Annotated in this window: 18 protein-coding genes; 13 read left to right on the top strand and 5 right to left on the bottom strand. The window is 63.2% G+C overall.

Annotated features, from left to right (window positions below; all coding sequences use genetic code 11):
• The first annotated feature begins 202 nt into the window (after positions 1–202).
• Complete coding sequence (locus L21_RS13305; RefSeq protein ID WP_074370931.1) at positions 203–646, top strand: DUF5804 family protein; 444 nt, start codon at positions 203–205, stop codon at positions 644–646.
• 195 nt (positions 647–841) lie between these two features.
• Positions 842–1,438: a GNAT family N-acetyltransferase gene (locus tag L21_RS13300; RefSeq protein WP_074370934.1), complete on the top strand. Its 597-nt coding sequence runs from the start codon at positions 842–844 to the stop codon at positions 1,436–1,438.
• 403 nt (positions 1,439–1,841) lie between these two features.
• Here L21_RS13300 and L21_RS13295 read toward each other — a convergent pair whose 3' ends face one another.
• Complete coding sequence (locus L21_RS13295) at positions 1,842–3,080, bottom strand: proteasome-activating nucleotidase (RefSeq protein WP_074370930.1); 1,239 nt, start codon at positions 3,078–3,080, stop codon at positions 1,842–1,844.
• Positions 3,081–3,110: 30 nt separating this feature from the next.
• On the opposite strand from L21_RS13295, the gene L21_RS13290 reads away from it, so the two are divergent.
• The 9 genes from L21_RS13290 to L21_RS13250 all read left to right on the top strand — a co-directional run bounded on the left by L21_RS13290 (position 3,111) and on the right by L21_RS13250 (position 11,758).
• Positions 3,111–3,629: a multiprotein bridging factor aMBF1 gene (locus L21_RS13290; RefSeq protein ID WP_305954487.1), complete on the top strand. Its 519-nt coding sequence runs from the start codon at positions 3,111–3,113 to the stop codon at positions 3,627–3,629.
• Positions 3,630–3,944: 315 nt separating this feature from the next.
• Positions 3,945–4,736: a 2-amino-3,7-dideoxy-D-threo-hept-6-ulosonate synthase gene (locus L21_RS13285; RefSeq protein ID WP_074370928.1), complete on the top strand. Its 792-nt coding sequence runs from the start codon at positions 3,945–3,947 to the stop codon at positions 4,734–4,736.
• Between the two features lie 5 nt (positions 4,737–4,741).
• Complete coding sequence (locus L21_RS13280; protein WP_074370932.1) at positions 4,742–5,527, top strand: 2-amino-3,7-dideoxy-D-threo-hept-6-ulosonate synthase; 786 nt, start codon at positions 4,742–4,744, stop codon at positions 5,525–5,527.
• Positions 5,524–6,510 (top strand): 3-dehydroquinate synthase II, encoded by a 987-nt coding sequence (locus tag L21_RS13275; protein WP_074370927.1) that lies wholly within the window; start codon positions 5,524–5,526, stop codon positions 6,508–6,510. The genes L21_RS13280 and L21_RS13275 overlap by 4 nt, the downstream gene beginning before the upstream one ends.
• A gap of 5 nt (positions 6,511–6,515) precedes the next feature.
• Positions 6,516–7,340 carry a prephenate dehydrogenase/arogenate dehydrogenase family protein gene (locus tag L21_RS13270; protein ID WP_074370933.1) on the top strand — a complete coding sequence of 275 codons (825 nt, stop codon included), beginning with the start codon at positions 6,516–6,518 and terminating at the stop codon, positions 7,338–7,340.
• Positions 7,337–8,128, top strand: a complete 792-nt coding sequence (locus L21_RS13265) for a prephenate dehydratase (protein WP_074370926.1) — start codon at positions 7,337–7,339, stop codon at positions 8,126–8,128. The genes L21_RS13270 and L21_RS13265 overlap by 4 nt, the downstream gene beginning before the upstream one ends.
• Positions 8,125–9,393: a 3-phosphoshikimate 1-carboxyvinyltransferase gene (gene aroA, locus L21_RS13260; protein WP_074370925.1), complete on the top strand. Its 1,269-nt coding sequence runs from the start codon at positions 8,125–8,127 to the stop codon at positions 9,391–9,393. The genes L21_RS13265 and aroA overlap by 4 nt, the downstream gene beginning before the upstream one ends.
• Entirely contained in the window at positions 9,390–10,754 is a 1,365-nt protein-coding gene (gene aroE, locus L21_RS13255) for a shikimate dehydrogenase (protein ID WP_083609068.1), read from the top strand. Before aroA ends, aroE begins: the two co-directional genes overlap by 4 nt.
• On the top strand, positions 10,751–11,758 hold the full coding sequence (locus L21_RS13250) for a chorismate synthase (protein ID WP_074370923.1): 1,008 nt from the start codon (positions 10,751–10,753) through the stop codon (positions 11,756–11,758). Before aroE ends, L21_RS13250 begins: the two co-directional genes overlap by 4 nt.
• 500 nt (positions 11,759–12,258) lie before the next feature.
• On the opposite strand, the gene L21_RS13245 is transcribed toward L21_RS13250, so the two are convergent.
• The 4 genes from L21_RS13245 to L21_RS13230 all read right to left on the bottom strand — a co-directional run bounded on the left by L21_RS13245 (position 12,259) and on the right by L21_RS13230 (position 14,554).
• Positions 12,259–12,672, bottom strand: coding sequence for a type II toxin-antitoxin system VapC family toxin (locus L21_RS13245; RefSeq protein WP_074370922.1), 414 nt, complete (start codon positions 12,670–12,672; stop codon positions 12,259–12,261).
• A complete protein-coding gene (gene vapB / locus L21_RS13240) occupies positions 12,662–12,889 on the bottom strand; it encodes a type II toxin-antitoxin system VapB family antitoxin (protein WP_074370921.1) in 228 nt (75 codons plus the stop codon). The genes L21_RS13245 and vapB overlap by 11 nt, the downstream gene beginning before the upstream one ends.
• 153 nt (positions 12,890–13,042) lie before the next feature.
• Positions 13,043–13,672: a type I 3-dehydroquinate dehydratase gene (locus L21_RS13235; RefSeq protein WP_074370920.1), complete on the bottom strand. Its 630-nt coding sequence runs from the start codon at positions 13,670–13,672 to the stop codon at positions 13,043–13,045.
• An 81-nt stretch (positions 13,673–13,753) separates the two neighbouring features.
• Entirely contained in the window at positions 13,754–14,554 is an 801-nt protein-coding gene (locus L21_RS13230; RefSeq protein WP_074370919.1) for a pyrroline-5-carboxylate reductase family protein, read from the bottom strand.
• A gap of 97 nt (positions 14,555–14,651) precedes the next feature.
• Between L21_RS13230 and L21_RS13225 the strand changes: the two genes are divergently transcribed.
• On the top strand, positions 14,652–17,177 hold the full coding sequence (locus L21_RS13225; RefSeq protein WP_074370918.1) for a U32 family peptidase: 2,526 nt from the start codon (positions 14,652–14,654) through the stop codon (positions 17,175–17,177).
• A 719-nt stretch (positions 17,178–17,896) separates the two neighbouring features.
• Positions 17,897–18,481, top strand: coding sequence for a hypothetical protein (locus L21_RS13965; protein ID WP_143727319.1), 585 nt, complete (start codon positions 17,897–17,899; stop codon positions 18,479–18,481).
• Positions 18,482–18,670 lie beyond the last annotated feature (189 nt).

Here is an 18,670-nt window from a genome sequence, read left to right as displayed (position 1 = left end):
CCCCCTCCCCGTCAGCCCCTCCCCCAATGACGATACCCACCGGAAAGCCGTGCATCATACTTCACATGTGCGAATTTCGGAAACTTGACGGCACTGTAGTGGATTGCCTCTGGATGCGGCGTCCCATCCGCACTCCCACCGACGACGTTCCGGGGCGCCCTCAAAGGAAACCTTATCGACCTCTCCCGCCCACAATAATGCAATGAACGTCCTCCTCATTCAGTCGGAGGGGGTTGACCTCTACGCCACCCTGCTCAAGTCCGAGACCAGCAGGGGCGTTCTTCGTTTTTATCAGCCTGACCGGCTGGAATACGGGATACGCATTCGAACGGCGTCGCTCGGGAGTGCGCTTGCCCTCGTCTCCGAACTCCGATGGTACATCCAGCGCTACGTCGAGGAGGTTCTCTTCGAGCCCGGAGATGGTATATTCTGTTCTTCCGGGCTTGCCCGGCAGATCTACGAGCGGGACGTGATGCCCGCAGAACCGTGGAGGTATCGTTGCCTCTACCGGATCTCCGGCGACCATATGATCGACACCATATGGATGGACGAAGGCACGACGCCGGAGGCGTATGCCGACCGGACGGAGCCTGAGGATACGGTGCTCGAGGTCTGGTGCTCCGAAGAGGAGTACCCGGAGAAGTAGGGCGGCGAATGATGTTCGTCGTCGGCAACCACACCCGGCAGCAAAGGCCATATGCCCGCATCCGCTCCCACGTATGCCCCGAAGGCGTGATCGTGATGCTGTCCGGTGCGTGAGACCCCGGTTGATATTCGGCCTTCATGGATATCGGTGCCCGGGGATCGTGCCCTTATATCCGGGGAGATCGAAGACAGGTACATGCAGTTGAGCTGGATCAGCGGGGGCCTGAGGTTCTCCTACTGCACCGAGCACGACCTTCCCGATATATCGCGGATGCTCGCAAAGGAGTCGGTCTGCAGGTGGCTCTTCTTCGGGCCGAACACGGAAGAGGAGACCCGGTCTTACTTCCTCCCCCTGATCGAGGAGATACAGGAGGCGCTCGCGGAGGGGAAGACGCCGGAAGATCATGTCTTCACGATACGGCTGAAGCATTCCGGGGAGTTCGTCGGGCAGTGCGCACTCCTGCCGGTCGACTTCAGCCCGGGATCGTACCTGATCGGCTACCAGCTCGACGATACCTGCTGGAGAAGAGGCTACGGCACCCTGGCCTGCACCTTTCTGGTCTACTTCGCGTTCACCGTGCTCGGCGGTTATCGGCTGAACGGCGATACCGTTGCCGATAACACGGCATCCCGGCGGGTGATGGAGAGGTGCGGCTTTGTCCTGGAGGGCGTTCAGAGGCGGTACTGGCATGCCGGGGGCGGGTATTACGACCGCGTTCTCTTCGGCCTTCTCGCGAGTGATCTTGCCCCGGGGCGTCTTTCGAGACTGGGGGAGATGTTCACGGCGGCATGATGGCTGACCATGCACGTATATACCGCTCCTCTCGAATCCCTGTTTCGGTTCTGAAGGTCGGAACTGAGGGGCAGGCTGTCCGGAGTTCGAGCACAGTCAGGTGTGACAGACAGAGCGGGCAAAATGGGGGGAATATCACTGTGCAGTGAACCGTGGAGGAATCGCCGTTGGGGGGGTATGCACCCCCGTCTCTCTACCTGTCCATGATGACTGTAGCCCCCACCCCACCCGCGCCTCCGGCGCTCCTCCTCCGCACCTCCGGTGCTCAAACTCCTGCTGTTCCACCAGTCGTTCCCCGCGCCCAAGGGCGGGGGCAGTGCGTGGGGACAGTACACGGAATCCGTGTTTGGGATGCGATCAGTGAGAAGATCGCGGCAAAACTGTTATTCAAAAAAAGTGTCCTTCAGGCGAACATCTCGCCGAAGGTGGTGTGGAAGTGGTGGCGATCGAAGTCCACCGAGAGTTTGTCGATCGCCTTCATGAAGTCGTCGCTGTTGACCGTATCGCGCTCCATCCTGATGGCGAACATCCCCGCTTCCATGCATATCGCCCGGAGGTCGGCGCCGTTCTTGCCCTCGGTGAGCCTTGAGACCTCCGCGAGGTTGACGTCCTCGCCGATGTTCATGTGCTGGGTGTGGATCTTCAGGATCGCAAGCCTCCCCTGGTGATCGGGGAGCGGGATCTCGATCATCCGGTCGAACCGGCCAGGGCGGAGGAGGGCGCGGTCGAGGATATCGATCCGGTTGGTCGCCGCGACGATCTTGACGTCGCCCCGGTTGTCGAACCCGTCCATCTCCGCGAGGAGCTGCATCAGCGTCCGCTGGACTTCGCGGTCGCCGGAGGTGGTCGAGTCGTTCCGGTGCGCGCCGATGGCGTCGATCTCGTCGATGAAGATGATCGACGGCGCCTTCTGCTTCGCGAGGTCGAAGAGTTCCCTGACCAGGCGGGCGCCCTCGCCGATGTACTTCTGCACCAGCTCCGAACCGACCACGCGGAGGAAGTGCGCGTTCGTCTGGTGGGCCACCGCGCGTGCGAGGAGGGTCTTCCCCGTGCCGGGCGGGCCGTAGAGGAGGACGCCCTTCGGCGGGGAGATGCCGATCTTCTCGAAGAGCTGCGGTTTCGTCAGGGGGAGTTCGACGGCTTCCCGAATCTCCTCGATCTGCGGTTCAAGGCCGCCGATGTTCTCGTAGGTCTCCTCCGGGGACTCCACCAGTTCCATGCCGTAGATCTGCGCGTCGTAGCTCGTGGGGAGCACGTCCACGATCGCGAGGGACTGCTGGTTGAGCGTACACCGCACACCCGGTTTGAGGAGATCGGGGTCGATGAGCTGGGATGTACGGACCAGGAATCGCGGTCCTGCGCTGCTTCGCACGATCACGCGACTGTTGTCGATAACGTCGGTAACCGTTCCGATAACGAGAGGAGGGCTTCTGAGCTGCTCGATCTCGCTCTTGAGTTTCCGGAGTTCCCGTTCGTAGCGGATCTTCTGGGTCTCAACGTATCGTTTTTCGGACTCCATCTGACGGAACTGCTCGCGTAGCTCCAGGTTTCGGTTTTCGAGGTTTGTAATCCGTTCCAGGAGATACTGGTAGATGTCTTCACCGGTATCCTTCTCTGGTGCCTGCCGAGCGATATCTCCCATGGGTCTCCTCGATTAATTATATAGGTTAAAATGAATATAAAATTGTTTGCGAGACTTATGCAGTGCGAACTATGCGGCGTTCCTATCACGGGGCCGTCGAAAACCATCCAGATCGAAGGTGCAGAACTCTGTGTCTGCCCTCGATGTGCGAAACACGGTACAGAAGTCCAGCAATCGCGCCGAAGAGGTGCTCCGCAGGCAAAGCCGGGAATTGCCGCCCCACAGGCCCCCCGGAGGAGGGGGCGGGACGTCTTTGACCTGATGGAAGGAGAACTCGTCGAAGATTACGCCGACCGCATCCGGGCCGCCCGGGAAGAGAAGGAGTGGTCCACGCTCGATCTTGCACAGGCGATCAAGGAGCGCGAGATCCTGGTCAAGAAGATCGAGAAGGGCGACCTCATCCCCGAAGACGACGTCCGGAAGAAACTCGAGAAGGCACTCAATATCAGGCTGATCGACTCGACCGAAGACAGCGCCTCCACGGGCGGACCCGGCCGGGTGACCATGACCGTCGGCGACGTCATATCGTTCAAGAAGAGCCGGAAATAAGGCAAACCGCCATATTTTTTCCGCCGGCCCATCCCCCCGCCCCGGATCCTTCTCCCGCGTGCAAATCCGGCATATTTTTATACAAGAAAACAGCAACGGTACTGTCAATGCGTGGTGGATGTTTTTTCGCCGGTGACCGCTTTTATCTCGGTTAACGAAGTAACCGCCGCGTGCGCAGAAGCGATCTGCCAGTTTTCGACAGCCGGTATCCGTAACGTTGGAGCGGCAGCGTTTTATCGCTATTTTACCTGGTTTATCCAGTTTTAATCACTCCCGGAAAGACAGTATCATCAAAATCCGGGGAGGACTATGGGTATGAGAGGAAAAGAGATTCGTCTGGAACGTATTATGGATCGGAACACCGGCAGGACCATCATCGTGCCGCTCGACCACGGGGTGACGCTCGGCCCCATCCCCGGGCTGGTTGACGTAGGGAGGACCATCGACCGGGTCGCCGAGGGCGGCGCGAACGCGGTCATCGGCCACGTGGGGCTTGCGCTGCACGGGCACCGGGGGCACGGGCGGGACGTCGGCCTCATTATGCATCTCTCCGCGAGCACCAGCATCGGACCCGACCCGAACGACAAGGTGCTTGTGAACACCGTCACGAACGCCTTAAAAATGGGTGCCGACGGCGTCTCGGTGCACATCAACGTCGGCGCCGATTCCGAGGCGCAGATGCTCGAAGATCTGGGCAGAGTCGCGGTCGCCTGCATGGAGTGGGGGATGCCGCTCCTCGCGATGATGTACCCGCGCGGCAGGAAGGTCGCGGACGAGCACGACCTCGAGTGCGTCAAACTCTCCGCGCGGGTGGCGGCGGAGCTCGGCGCCGATATCGTCAAGACCGTCTACACCGGGGATGCGGACTCGTTCCGGGAAGTAACGAGAGGATGCCCGGTGCCGGTCGTGGTCGCGGGCGGCTCAAAGACCGACGATCGGGCGATCCTCGACCTGGTCGAGGGTGCGATGGAGGGGGGCGCCGCCGGGATATCGATCGGGAGGAACGCCTTCCAGCACCCGGCGCCCGATCGCCTTATCCGTGCCGCCGCACTGATCATCCATGAAGGGCGGTCGGCAGAGGAAGCAGTTGAGATCTTGAGGACGTGATGGACATGATAGGAAAAGAGATCCGCCTCGAGCGGATAATGGACAGGAACACCGGCCGCGCCGTGGTCATCCCCATGGATCACGGGTTCACGATGGGCCAGATCGAAGGGCTCTGCAACATGACCGAGACGGTCAACGCGGTGAGCGAGGGCGGGGCAAACGCCATCGTCCTCCACAAGGGTATGGTGAAGGGAGGGCACCGGAAGCACGGAAAGGATATCGGCCTCATCGTGCACCTCTCCGCAAGCACATCGATGAACCCCGACCCGAACGACAAGGTGCTCGTCTGCACCGTGGAGGAGGCGGTCGCGTTCGGCGCCGACGCGGTCTCGATCCATATCAACCTCGGCGCGCCGAACGAGTCGCGGATGCTCGAATCGGCGGGCGAGGTGGTGCGGGACTGCAACCGCTGGGGGATACCGCTCCTGATCATGATCTACCCCCGCGGCAAGGGGATCGATCCCACCTCGCCGCAGTCGATCGGGCACTGCGTCCGGGTGGCGGAAGAGCTCGGGGCCGACCTGATCAAGACGAACTACACCGGGGATCCCGAGACGTTCCGCCGGATCACCGCCGCCTGCTCGGTGCCGGTGATGATCGCCGGCGGCGAGAAGGGCGGGGATATGGAGACGCTCACGACCATCCGGGACGCCATCGATGCGGGCGCAGCAGGCGTCTGCATGGGAAGAAACGCCTTCCAGCGCAACGACCCGGCCCGATTCATCGCTGCGATATCCCGGGTGGTGCACGAGGGCAAAGGCGCGGCCGAAGCCCTGGAGACTGAGCGATGAAGCAGTTCTGGGTCGATATCCGGCCGTGGAGGAAGGATCTCGCGACGACCGCACTCGAGAGCGGTGCCGACGCCCTGATCGTCGAGGACGCAGAGCGCGTGCGGGAACTCGGCCGGGTGACCACAATCGCAGAGAACGGCGATCTTATACCGGGGAAGGATATCTTCGAGATCGAGATCGTCGACAAGGAATCCGAGGAAGAGGCGCTCCGGCTCTCCCGCGATGGCTACGTCATCGTCCGGACGCGGGACTGGACGGTCATCCCGCTCGAGAACCTCGTCGCGCAGTCCGACCGGATCGTTGCGGCGGTCGCGAACGCAGAAGGAGCGAAGGTCGCCCTGACCGTCCTCGAACGCGGGGCGGCGGGCATCCTCCTCTCGACCGATGACCCGGCGGAGATCCGGCGGGTGGCGAGCGTGATCGCCGGCGCAGGCGAAGAGGTTCCTCTCGTCCCGTTCGAGGTGACCCGGATCGTCCCCGTCGGGATGGGGGACCGGGTCTGCGTCGACACCTGCTCGATCCTCGCCGACGGGGAGGGGATGCTCGTCGGCAACACCTCCTCGGCGTTTCTGATGGTCCACCCCGAGACCCTGGAGAACCCCTACGTGGCGCCGCGCCCGTTCCGGGTGAACGCCGGGGCGGTGCACGCCTACATCCTCCTCCCCGGCGGGAAGACCGCGTACCTCGCCGACCTCGCGGTGGGGGATAGGGTGCTCGTCGCGGAGCATACCGGCACGACCCATGACGCGGTCGTCGGCAGGGTGAAGATCGAGCGCCGCCCGCTCCTTCTCGTCGAGGCGAAGACCGACGACGCGACGGTGAGCCTGGTTCTTCAGAACGCCGAGACGATCCGGCTCGTTCGAGAGGACGGGACGGCCGTATCGGTCGCCGCCCTCGCGGTCGGCGATAAGGTGCTCGGCAGCGTCGCGGAGGGCGGGCGGCACTTCGGCGTCGCCGTCAAAGAGACGATCCTGGAGAAATGACGGGAATGCTTGCAGGCATCATCGGCGGCACGGGACAGATGGGGCGGTTCTTTGCCGGGGTCTTCGAGGCCGCCGGCTGGGAGACGATCGTCTCGGGGACGAAGACCTCCCTCACCAACCGGGACGTCGCGGAGATGGCGGACCTTGTGGTGATCTCGGTGCCGATCCGCGCCACCGTCGGGGTGATCCACGAGGTCGCGCCGCTCCTCTCAGATGAACAGGTCTTCTGCGATTTAACTTCCCTCAAGGTCGAACCCGTCCGGGCGATGCTCGCCTCCCGTGCGGAGGTGATCGGGCTCCACCCGATGTTCGGGCCGGGCGCCGCATCGCTCCGGGGTCAGACGATCGTCGCGACACCTGCCAGGTGCAGCCCGGAGACCCTTGAAGGACTCTTATCCGTCTTCCGCGACCAGGGGGCGGCGATCACCCTCTCGACACCAGAAGACCACGACCGGATGATGGCAGTGATCCAGGGGCTCACCCACTTCGGAACGCTTGCAAAGGCGGAGGCGATCCGCCGGACCGGTGCCGACGTCGCGGAGACCCTCCGGTTCACGAGCCCCGTCTACCGGATCGAGATGGGGCTCGTCGGACGGCTCCTCGCCCAGGATGCGGGCCTCTACGGCGACATCCTGCAGATGAACCCGGCCGTCCCGGAGGTGCTCGCCGGGTTCGAGGAGGCTGTCCGGACGCTCCGCGAGATCGTCGAGTCCGGGGACGACGAACGGTTCCGGGACTTCTTTGCCGAAAACGCCGGCCACTACGCCTCGTATCTCCGCGCCGCGACGGAAGAGACCGACGACCTCATCAGCCACGTGGTGAGCCGATGACCGTCGCAACACTCGGGCCGGCCGGGACGGTCAGCCACGAACTCGCAACACGCCTCTACGGCGATGATATCGAACTCCTGCCGACGATCCGCGCCATCATCAAACGTGTGGCGGCCGGCGGAGCGAAAGGGCTCGTGCCGATCGAGAACTCGGAGGCCGGCGGCGTGGGGGAGACGCTCCAGGGGCTGATGGAGTTCGAGGTCTCGATAACCGGAGAGGCCTACATGCCCGTCCGGCACCACCTCGCGGCCCGGGGAGACCCCGCACGCCTCTCGGTCGTCTACGCCCACCCGCAGACGCACGAACAGTGCTCCGTCCTCCTCGACAGCCTCGGGGTGGAGGTCGTGCACACGAGCAGCAATGCGGCGAGCGCGATGGCGATGCAGAAGGACGAGAACGCCGGCGCAATCGTCTCGGAGACGGCGGCACGGATCTACGGTCTTCCCATTGCCGACCGGGACGTCCAGAACAGCAGGGATAACACCACCCGGTTCGTCGAGATATCCGCTCTCCCCCGCGGGAGCGCGGGAGCCACGAAGTGCAGCCTCCTCGTCGATCCCGAACTCGACCGGGTCGGGCTCCTTGCCGATATCCTCGCGGTCTTCGCCCGGCGCGGGATCAACCTGACCCGGATCGAGTCGCGGCCGTCCCGCCGGGGCATGGGGAAGTACCTGTTCTTCATCGACATGGAGATCACCGAAGGATGGCGTGAAGCAAAGGAGGAACTCAAGAGTATGACCACCGTCAGGGAACTCGGGTGTTACGCCCGCATGGAGGTGCCGATATGATCGTCCGCGTCTCGCAGATCGGCCCGGTCGACGCGGCGTTCGAGGCGCCGCCCTCCAAGAGTTACACCCACCGGGCGCTGATCGCGGGAGCGCTCGCCTCGGGAAGAACGCGGATCGCAAGGCCGCTCCGGGCGGCCGATACGGAACTGACCGCCCGGGGGCTTGAATCCCTCGGGGTGCCGCTCGAGTGGCTGCCGGGGGAGATCGCCGTCGCCGGCTGCGGCGGCACATTCCCCGCACCGGGAGAGGTGACGATCGACTGCGGGAACTCCGGGACGACGCTGCGGCTCCTCACCTCGGCGGCGCTCCTTTCGCAGCACCCGGTGGTGCTGACGGGGAGCCCGCGAATGCTCGAGCGGCCGGTCGGCCCCCTTGCCGGAGCGCTCCGGGCGCTTGGCGGGGAGGTCGCGTTTGTCGGCGAGCGGGGTTTTCCTCCCATCCGCATCTCCGGCAGGCTCCGGGGCGGGAAGACGGCGATCGACGGGAGCATCAGCAGCCAGTTCGTCTCGTCCATCCTGATGGCGGCGCCGTACGCGGATGAGGACGTGGAACTCACGCTCCCGGCGGCCCCGGCCTCCCGGTCATACCTCGACGTGACCGCGGACGTGATGCTCGGGTTCGGTGCGCATATCGAGCGGCGGGGCTACGACTGGTTCCGGGTGGAGAGCGGTAGAGCCTACCGGGGGAGGGACTATCCTGTCGAGGGCGACTACTCCTCGGCCTCCTACCTCTTCGCGGTCGCGGCCGTCTGCGGCGGGAGGGTCGCGGTCACGGGCCTGAACCCGGCGTCCGTCCAGGGCGACCGCCGGTTCCTCGACGCCCTCGAGGCGATGGGGTGCCGGGTGACCTCCGGCACCGACGCGGTGACGGTGGAGCGGACGGGCGATCTCGCGGGTATCGAGATTGATATGTCCTCGTCCCCCGACACCGTCCAGACGCTCGCGGCGGTGGCGGCGACGGCAGGGTCGCCGACGACGATTACCGGGACGGCGCACCTGCAGTACAAGGAGAGCGACCGCGTCGGGGTGACGGCGGAGACCCTCCGGCGGATGGGTGCGGGAGTCGAGGTGACGGAGGACTCCCTCACGATCACGCCCGCGCCCCTCCACGGCGTGGCCGTCGACCCGCACGACGACCACCGGACGGCGATGGCGTTTGCCGTGCTCGGCCTCGCGGTCGGGGGGATGGCGATCCGCGACCCCGAATGCGTGGAGAAGTCCTTCCCCGGGTTCTGGGAGGCGCTCTACGGGGAGGGGCTGCTGTGAAGGTCATCCTTATCGGTTTCCGGGGGACCGGGAAGACATCGGTCGGGCGGATCCTTGCAGCTCGCCTCGGACTGCCGTTCTACGATACCGATGCGCTTATCGAGCAGCGGGCCGGGATGCCGATCCCGGAGATCTTCCGCCGGGCCGGCGAGGCGCACTTCCGCGCCCTTGAGCGTGAGGTTGTCGCGTTGCTCAGGGATGTGGAGGGCGTGATCGGAACCGGCGGCGGGACGGTGTGCGACCCGACAAACGTCGCCGATCTCCGGCGGCACGGCAGGATCTATCTCCTCACCGCACCGCCCGGGGTCATTCACGAGCGGATCGCCGGGAGCAACCGGCCGGGGCTGACCGATCTCCCCCCGGAAGAGGAGGTGTGCACCCTCCTTCTCCGGAGAAAGGAGGTCTACCTCGGTGCGGCCGACGTCTGCATCGATACCGGGAATCAGACGCCGGCCGGGGTCGCGGAGACGATCCTGGGGCAGATCCGTGGGGAGAGCACCCTCTCCCCCGAGGAGCGGCGCGAGCGGGACAGCCTTCTCTCGAAGTTCGGGCTTGAGACCGTCCGGGAGATGGTCGACCGGGACCCGGGCCTCATGGTATGCGGCATCGCCGGGAACCCTTGCGCCCACAGCAGAAGCCCGCTCCTCTACAACCGGCTCTTTGAACACTTCGGGATGAACTACCGCTATACCCGCTTTGAGTGGCCGGATATGGGAACCATCATCCGCCTCGCAAACCTCCTCCCCCTGAAGGGCTTATCCGTCACCATCCCTTTCAAGACCGACGTGATGCGCTACCTGGATGAGGTGGACGAACACGCCGCAGCGATCGGGGCGGTGAACACCGTCGTCCGGTGCGGAGGGAGGATGTACGGCCACAACACCGACTGGCTGGGCGTCAGGATCCCGCTCGTCCACCGCCGGGGCGGACGGGCGGTTGTCCTCGGCGCCGGGGGCGCGGCGGCTGCGGCAGTCTACGCCCTCCTCTCGCTCGATATGGACGTGACGGTGCTTGCCCGGCGGTCGGAGGCGGCGATGGCGCTCGCCGACCGGTTCAGGTGCCGGTGGGGAGCAATGGAAGATTTTAGGGGGAGCGACGCCGATGTTGTGGTACATACGACCCCGGTCGGGATGGAGCCCGACACCCGGTCCCTGCTTGCCCCCTGCGATCTCGAGCGGAAAATGACCGTATTCGACCTCGTCTACACCCCGCCGGAGACGCCCCTTCTCCAGGCGGCGAGGGAGGCCGGGTGCGAGACGATACCCGGCACGGAGATGTTCGTTCACCAGGCGGCGGAGCAGTTCCGGCTGATAACCGGGATCGCGGTCTCGCCTGAACTGGTGCGGGAGATGCTTGCATGAACACGTTCGGGAGAAACTTCAGGTGCACGACGTTCGGAGAGAGCCACGGGTTGGCGGTGGGCGTGGTCGTCGACGGCTGCCCCCCCGGCGTCCCCCTCGCGGAGGCGGATATCCAGCCTTACCTCGACCGCAGGCGGCCGGGAAAGAGCCCGCTCGAGTCGGGCCGGCAGGAGGCCGACCGGGTGGAGATCCTCTCAGGGGTCTTTGAGGGGCGAACGACCGGCGCCCCGATCGCGCTTCTCGTCAGGAACCGGGACGTCCGGTCGGAGGACTACGACGCACTCCGGGACGTCTTCCGGCCGGGCCATGCGGACTACACCTGGCAGGCGAAGTACGGGCTCCGCGACCACCGCGGCGGCGGGAGGAGTTCCGGCCGGGAGACCCTTGCCCGGGTCGCAGCCGGAGCGGTGGCGATCCGGTGCCTCGAACCCTGCGGCATCGCGATCCGGGGGAGGGTTATCGAAGTGCACACCGCGACGGAACCGGCAGCGATGGAAGCAGAGATCCGTGCCGCCCTTGATGCCGGCGACTCCGTGGGCGGGATCGTCGAGGTGACGGCCTCCGGGTGCCCGGCGGGGCTCGGCGACCCGGTCTTCGGGAAGCTCGACGCCGCCATCGCCGGGGCGATGATGGGGATCGGTGCGGTGAAGGGCGTCGAGCTCGGCGAGGGATTCGGCGCCGCCCGGCTCCTCGGGAGCGAGATGAACGATCCTATAGGCGAAGCCGGGTTTTTGAGCAACCATGCGGGCGGCGTCCTCGGCGGGATCAGCACCGGGCAGGATATCGTCGTCCGGCTTGCCGTCAAGCCGACGCCCTCGATACGCAAGGCGCAGCGGACCGTCGATATCGCCGGGAAGGAGCGGGAGATAACCGTCGAAGGGCGGCACGACCCCTGCATCGCGCCGCGGATCGTCCCGGTCGCGGAGTGCATGCTTGCGCTTGTGATCCTGGATGCGATGCTTGAGCAGGCGAAGTACCGAGGATTTAGTGCGGTTTTTCGTTAGAACGGCGTTCCGTAACGCGAATGGCTGGAACGCCGCGCTTCGAGTACCTTCGGTCTACTCTGCTCGCTACGCTTGCACGTTGCACCTGACGGTGCTCGAAACCTGACGGTTTCTCATGCTCCGTTCCTACGGAACACTACACTTCGCGTTCTCGCACCGCGCACCTTCGGTGCTCGAACTCCGTTCCTCTAGGACGTCGTTCCTACCGGTGCTCATGCTTCGGTTCGAAGACTGTTGGTCCTCTCAAACTCCAGACGTTGTCCGTAGCACCCCGCGGCGTCGCGCGAGACTGTACCGTTGCCAAGTGCCGAAATGAGCGAAGTACTTGGGAGCAGGGTTGCCGTCCTGGCGGGCGTATACTTCCAAACTGTGTAGTGGGGAAAGGCCCGGCACATCAGACCACAGTGTTCCCGCCTCCTCAAAGAAAGGGTCTGCGGCCACGACGATGATCCGAACTTGCCGAGGGCGCCGATTCGTGGTCCTTTCTCCCGGTCCCGTGATCACCGGACCAGGTGTGAGGTCACCACCTTTTTCGCCGCGTTGTGGAGCCTGCCGTCGCCGGTCACCAGGCAGGTCCCGCACTGGTCCGTAGCGGCAACAAAGAGGGCATCGTAGATTGTGATCCCATGGCTGCACGCCAGATCGTATGCCGCGGGAAGCAGGTCGCGCGCCGGTACCACCCGGCAGGTCTCCTGGATGAATGCCTGAGAATCAGCCAGCGCGGACATGATGATACCCTGATCCTGGCCTGAATGGCGAACCCGTTTCCAGGCCACGTTTGCAACCTCGGCATATGCGAGATCGACTGTAGTGCAATCGTGACTCTCCACGATCTCGATTGCTTTCTCCGTGATCCCTTCCGGGAAGAAGACCGCCGCGATGATGCACGAGTCCAGCACAATGCTATCGGGCATCGCGATCCTCCCGGATCAGGTCTGCGGCAGGGAGCCCTTCGCCCAGGGATCGATGGGTTTGCCGTGCCCGAGCCAGAAGCTGGGCCTTGCGTCTTCTCCGTATCGACTGCTCGATGAAGGTACGGATCTCATCCTGCCATGTGGGGTCGTCCAGCTCATCGATCATCTTCCTGACCCGGGAGTCGATGCGGATACTGTAAACAGAAGTCGTAGACATAATGTCATGTATACATCTCTGGAATATAAACGTTGAGAGCCTCCGAGAAAAGACTGCCTGCAAACCCGGCGGGATCGCTTGCAGGATTCATTGGATTGCAGATAAGAGAGTTATAATCTGTATAGGTGAAGGGAACCGGGAGATCCCTCACGGTCACTTCAACAGATCCGCAATCTGCCGCATCTCCCGCACATGGTACTGCCCCTCGGCCGTCGGGGTGCCGGCATGGCAGAAGGTGAACTCCGACCCGAAGAGGGGCAGGACTGCGCGGGCGTAGCGGAACTCGGCGCCCATGATACTCGTGCAGATGGGTTTCTGGGCCTGGTGGGTGAAGAGGACGAGTTCGAAGAGGTCTTCCCGGGTTTTAGGGCGCACGACGATCTTCGGGATATCGCCGTATGACCGGAGCATCTCCTCGATCCTCCCGAGCTCCGGCTGTGTGGGCATCTCGTTCGTATGGAGCGACGCAAGGATCTGGATTCCCTGGCTCTTGATGAACGGCGCGTGATCCCGGTAGCGTGCTTCCACGTCCACGATATCGACGTACCGCGCTATCGGCTCGACAATCCGGGCCCAGAGATCCGCATCGCCGACAAACCGGCCTCCCTCGTCCCTGCTCCTGAGCGTGGCAATCAGCGGGATATCGGTCTTCTCCCGGATCGCACGAACCTGGTCCAGCAGATCCCCCTCCATCCTGTCAAGCCTGATCTCGATGAACGTCGGGTTGTACCCCGTCACCTCGTCGATAGCGGCGGCATTCTCCACAGAGACGACGATCTTCATAGTTACCGGATGTATTCCCGCCCTATCACTTAAAAGTCTGCCTGTGGTCGCCCGAAGATCGGGAGCGGTCCCGGCCCGCCGTCACTTCCCCACCGCACCGTAGCGCTCCAGCATGGCGGCGATCGCCTCGTCGAAGACCTCCGGCAGCCGTTCCCGGAGTTCCCTGACACCGGCCTCCGTGACGCCGCCGGCGGTTGCGACCCGCCCGACCAGATCGCCGGGGGTTTCGCCGGTCTCCCGGAGGTAGGCGGCCGTAGCCGCGGCAGTCTCTGTTGCAAGCGCGAGCGCCCGGTCCGTCGTAAGGCCGCTCGCACGGACCGTTGCACCCGCAAGTTCCTCGATGATGGCGGCGAGCAGCCCCGGCCCGCAGCTCGAGAGTATGGTGGCCGCCGGGAGTTCTTCCTCGCCGACGAGCATCACGTTCCCGATGGACGAGAAGAGCCCCTCCACCCGGAGAGCGTCGTGCATGCCCACCTGCCGCCCATGGCAGATAAGCGTCGTCCCCTGCCCGACCGTGGAGGTGATCGTGGGAACGACCCGGGTGACCGAGCCCGAAAACATCCCCTCAAGCTCCGCGAGGCCGATGCCTGCGGCAAGCGAGACGATATGCTCGTCGCCGTCCATCACGGGGACGATCTCGCGGAGGACTTCTTTTGTCTCCTGCGGCCTGACGGCAAGGACGATCGTGCGGCACCGCCGGGCGAGTTCCCTGTTCGTTGCGGCGATGCCGATGCCCGGCCATGCTGCGGCGCATGCATCCCGGCTCTCCCGGCTCCCGGACGTGACCGCGACCTCATCGATGCCGAGCACGCCGGACGAGAGAAAACCGTTCACCAGCATGCTGCCCATGTGCCCGTAGCCGATAATTCCTATGCAATCCATACGTTAGCCCCTCTCCAGATTGTTCTCCTGCCAAAAAAGGATACCCGCTTCACCCGGGGTGGGTATATAGTCCGCCAGAGCGAACGGTACGGAACAGATGCCGCACGATCACCATCAGACGTCCGGGTCGCCGGAACTGCTTGCGCCGGCCGGGTCGCCGGAGGCCCTGGCCGCAGCGGTTGCCGCCGGTGCCGATGCCGTCTACCTTGCCGGGCGGCGGTTCGGAGCCAGGCACTACGCGGCGAACTTCTCCGACGAGGAACTCGAATCCGCCGTCGGTTACGCGCACCTCCGGGGGGTCAGGGTCTACGTCACCGTAAACGTCCTCGTCCGGGACGCCGAACTCTCCGACGTCGCCCGCTACCTCCTCCACCTCTACGAGATCGGGGTCGATGCCGTCCTGGTGCAGGACGCCGGAGTGGCGTCGCTTGCCCGGGAGATCGTCCCGGACCTCACACTCCACGCCTCGACCCAGATGGCGATCCACAACCGGGAAGGCGTGGCGCGGGCGGCGCGGGAGGGGTTCTCCCGCGTGGTGCTCGCCCGGGAACTCACGTTATCCGAGATCGAGGATATCGCGGCCGATGCGGAGGCGCGGGGGATCGGGATCGAGGTCTTCGCCCACGGAGCGCTCTGCTACTGCTACTCGGGCCAGTGTCTCCTCTCCTCGGTCATCGGGGGACGGAGCGGGAACCGCGGGATGTGCGCCCAGCCCTGCCGGAAGCCCTACCGGCTCGTGACCGCCGGGACGGACGAGTACGGGCGGCCAAAAGACCTCCGTGCCGTGCCCGGAGTTGACCGTTACCTCCTCTCGACCCGGGATCTCTCGGTATACCCGCGCCTCGACCTCCTTGCACGCGCATCAGTGGCCTCGCTCAAGATCGAGGGGAGGATGCGCTCGGTGGAGTACGTCGCCACGGTGACGGCCATCTACCGGCGTGCTCTCGACGCTATCGCCGCCGGGGAAGAATGGTCGCCCTCGCGGGAGGATATGCGCGACCTTGCGCTTGCGTTCAATCGGGAGTTCACGGAGGGCTACATCCTCGGCGCCCGCGATATCATGGCCCGCGACCGGCCCGGGAACCGGGGCGTCCCGCTCGGCACGGCCATTGGCTACGACCCCCGGAGGCAGGAGGCGACCGTGCGCCTCACCGGCGATCTCGTGCCGCGTTCCGGGGATGGGCTCGCCTTCTCTTCCGACGACCCCGACCGCGATGTAGGGGCGGTCGTCCGCGGCACCCCCCCTGTCCGCCGCGGCACGGTGCGGCTCTCCGTCCCCGCACCCGTCGATGTCGGCGCCCGGGTCTTCCTGACGAAGAGCGCGGATCTCGAAGAGCGGGCAAAGCAGATCATGAAGAGACCCCTGCAGCCGCTGCCGCTCGACGTGACGGCCGTCTGGGAGGACAGGACGCCCTGCATGGAGGCGGTCGTCGACCCGGACGGCGGCGAACCGCTCCGGGTGCGCTACCGCTCCGACCTCGTGATGGAGCCGGCACGGAGCCGGCCGCTCACCGGGGAGCAGATCGCGGAGCAACTCACAAAGACCGGGGGAACCCCGTTTGCGATCCGGAACCTGACGCTCCGCTACCCCGGCGGGCTCTTTAGCCCCCTTGGGGAACTTAACCGGGTCAGGCGAACGTTTCTGGAGAAAATCGAGGATGCGGTGCTCGCCGCACGCCGCCCCGGGGAGTACGCGGTGCGTGCAGCCGGGGAGAGGGTCGAAGCGGTTATCGCCGGGCTGGAGCGGCCGGCAGGCGCTCACCGGGAACCCCGGCTTCCGTCGGTCTCGGTCTACACCGACACCCTCGAGGGTGCAGAGGGCGCCGTCCGGGGCGGCGCCCGCACCGTCTACCTGGAGGTATGTGCTCCCGGCCCCGGCATCCTCGAGGAGGCCGCCGCCGTCTGCCTGGAGGGGGGTGCGGACCTCGTCTGGAAATGGCCGTCGATCACCCGGCGCACCTTCCTCGACGCAGCGGCTCCCCTCCTCCCGTCGCTTTACGATGCGGGCGTCCGCGGGGTGATGGTGAGCGGGCTCGGTGCTGCCGATGCGGTGCGGCGGGCCGAACCCCGGATGGCGCTCTACGGCGCCGCCGGGCTGAACCTCTGGAACCACCGCGCCGCCGCGGAACTCGCGCCGCTCTTCCTGCGGTGCACGGCCTCCCCCGAACTCCCGGCCGACGACCTTGCCGGGCTTGCGGCCCTGGCCGGGGATATCCCCGAACTCGAGGTGCTGGTGCAGGGCAACGTCGAGGCGATGGTGACCGAGGACCGGCTCGCGGCGGCGGTCGCCGGAGAAGGTTTCCTGGGCATCCAGGACGGGCGAAACCGCGTCTTCCCGCTCCGGTGCGACAGCGAGGGGCGGACCTACATCGCAAACGCCGTCGAGACCTCTCTCATCGACCGCCTGCCCCGGATCGCCGGGATGGGGATCGACGCCGTCGCCATCGACGCACGGGGACGGGGGCCTCGCTACGCAGCGGAGATGACCCAACTCTACCGGGCGGGAATCGCCGCTGTGGCCCGGGGGGAGACCGGCGCCCTCCCCGGGCTCAAGGACGAGATCAAACGGCGGGCGCTCGGAGGTATCACCGGCGGGCACTTTGTTAGGGGGATTGAGGAGTGAACTAACTACAGTGTGTCGAACTAATTCGGAGGGTTCAGACAAGAAATGACGCATCCGTCACCAAGGACGTGCATGTTTCGCATACGGTAGCCATCACATGGGGTATAGGACGCTAAAACTAGCCTCTGTTTTCCTGACACTTCTCTCTCAGTGAGATAGTGAAGACGCACGTAGTTTATCGGCAAATATGTTATCTCTTGTTTCTGAAGCGAAACAGTTCAATGATGTCGAATTGGCACTCTTGTTTCTGAGGCCGTCCCAAAACGCCTCTGCCAGGAGGGGGACGCCCCTCCCAGCACCTTCCCCACGCAGCGATATCCAATGGTAAGCCGTATCAGGTATCTGACACCATATATTGTTCAATTGGCCAAAAATGTACATAAGAGTGCTCTAAATCATAACGAACTTGAGTCACTGAACACTTTTGGGACGACTTCAGAATATCTCATCAAATCATTTCACTTTTTGGTGGTGATACAGATATAAATGCACAATGTTTGGTGATCGATGATCACCAAGTGAAATCATGCCTTATTATTACCTGACAGTGAAAATACCCCTATATGGAAGAATGTAGTCATAATATGAGGAAATTTAACATTGTATGTACTAGAATTATCGTTATCTTCGTGTTAGTTACTTTAATTGCACTTTTTTCGTGGGTCAACTTTATTAGCCCTGTGGGGTTCGTTATTGTTTCTTTGATAGTATTCCTCTGCATGTTTACACAGGTATGGTATTATTTCCAGCGAGCTTTTGAGACAAAAGAGATTATCAATAGCAAACCAGGACTGAATAACAATGTGAATCATCATGCAATAATCATTGCACATTCCAAAGGGGTAATTGAAGAAACCTATTTTCTTTCAAAATTTCGTTCAGCATCAGATTACATGGACGGTATTGATATTTTAGTGAACTGTTTTGTCAATCATAAACCCCCAATCCCATACAAAATATATGAAGTTACTACAAAGGAGGAGGCGTTGATCCCAATTAAAAGTTCTAATACCTCGCATATATGGATTTTTGGACATGGTCAAAGAAATTTTCTTAACTTTAAAGGTGGTGGCCTTTGCTATCCTAAGATCAAAAATGTACCCGAAAAAGTGTTTGTTGGTCAGTATCACTGCAACTCAATACTGGGAACAAGTTTAGCTGAAATTACTAAAGCGAAAGCATGGGACGTTACAAGACTTCCAAGAATCACACCATGTATACGAATATCTGTCAGTAAAAAACTCAAACAATTGGTGCAAAGTAATCTTCTAATGCCTGATGTGGGTGATGATACATGTGTATGAGTCCGCACATGACTATGAGGTGATCCTATAATTATAAGGCCCCTCGGATAAAACTGGGGATCATGGCATTCCGGGAAATTGACGATGATCTCTGGGAGATTGTTCAGAAGTACCTCCCCCCAACAAAGCCGCACATCGGTCGACCCCGGTGTGACCCCCGCAGACTGATCAACGGCATCCTGTACGTTC

The organism is Methanoculleus chikugoensis, from assembly GCF_900095385.1.
Taxonomy (GTDB): domain Archaea; phylum Halobacteriota; class Methanomicrobia; order Methanomicrobiales; family Methanoculleaceae; genus Methanoculleus; species Methanoculleus chikugoensis_A.
The sequence above is the reverse complement of the archived record's forward strand: the minus strand, read 5'-3'. Positions and strand labels throughout refer to the sequence as shown.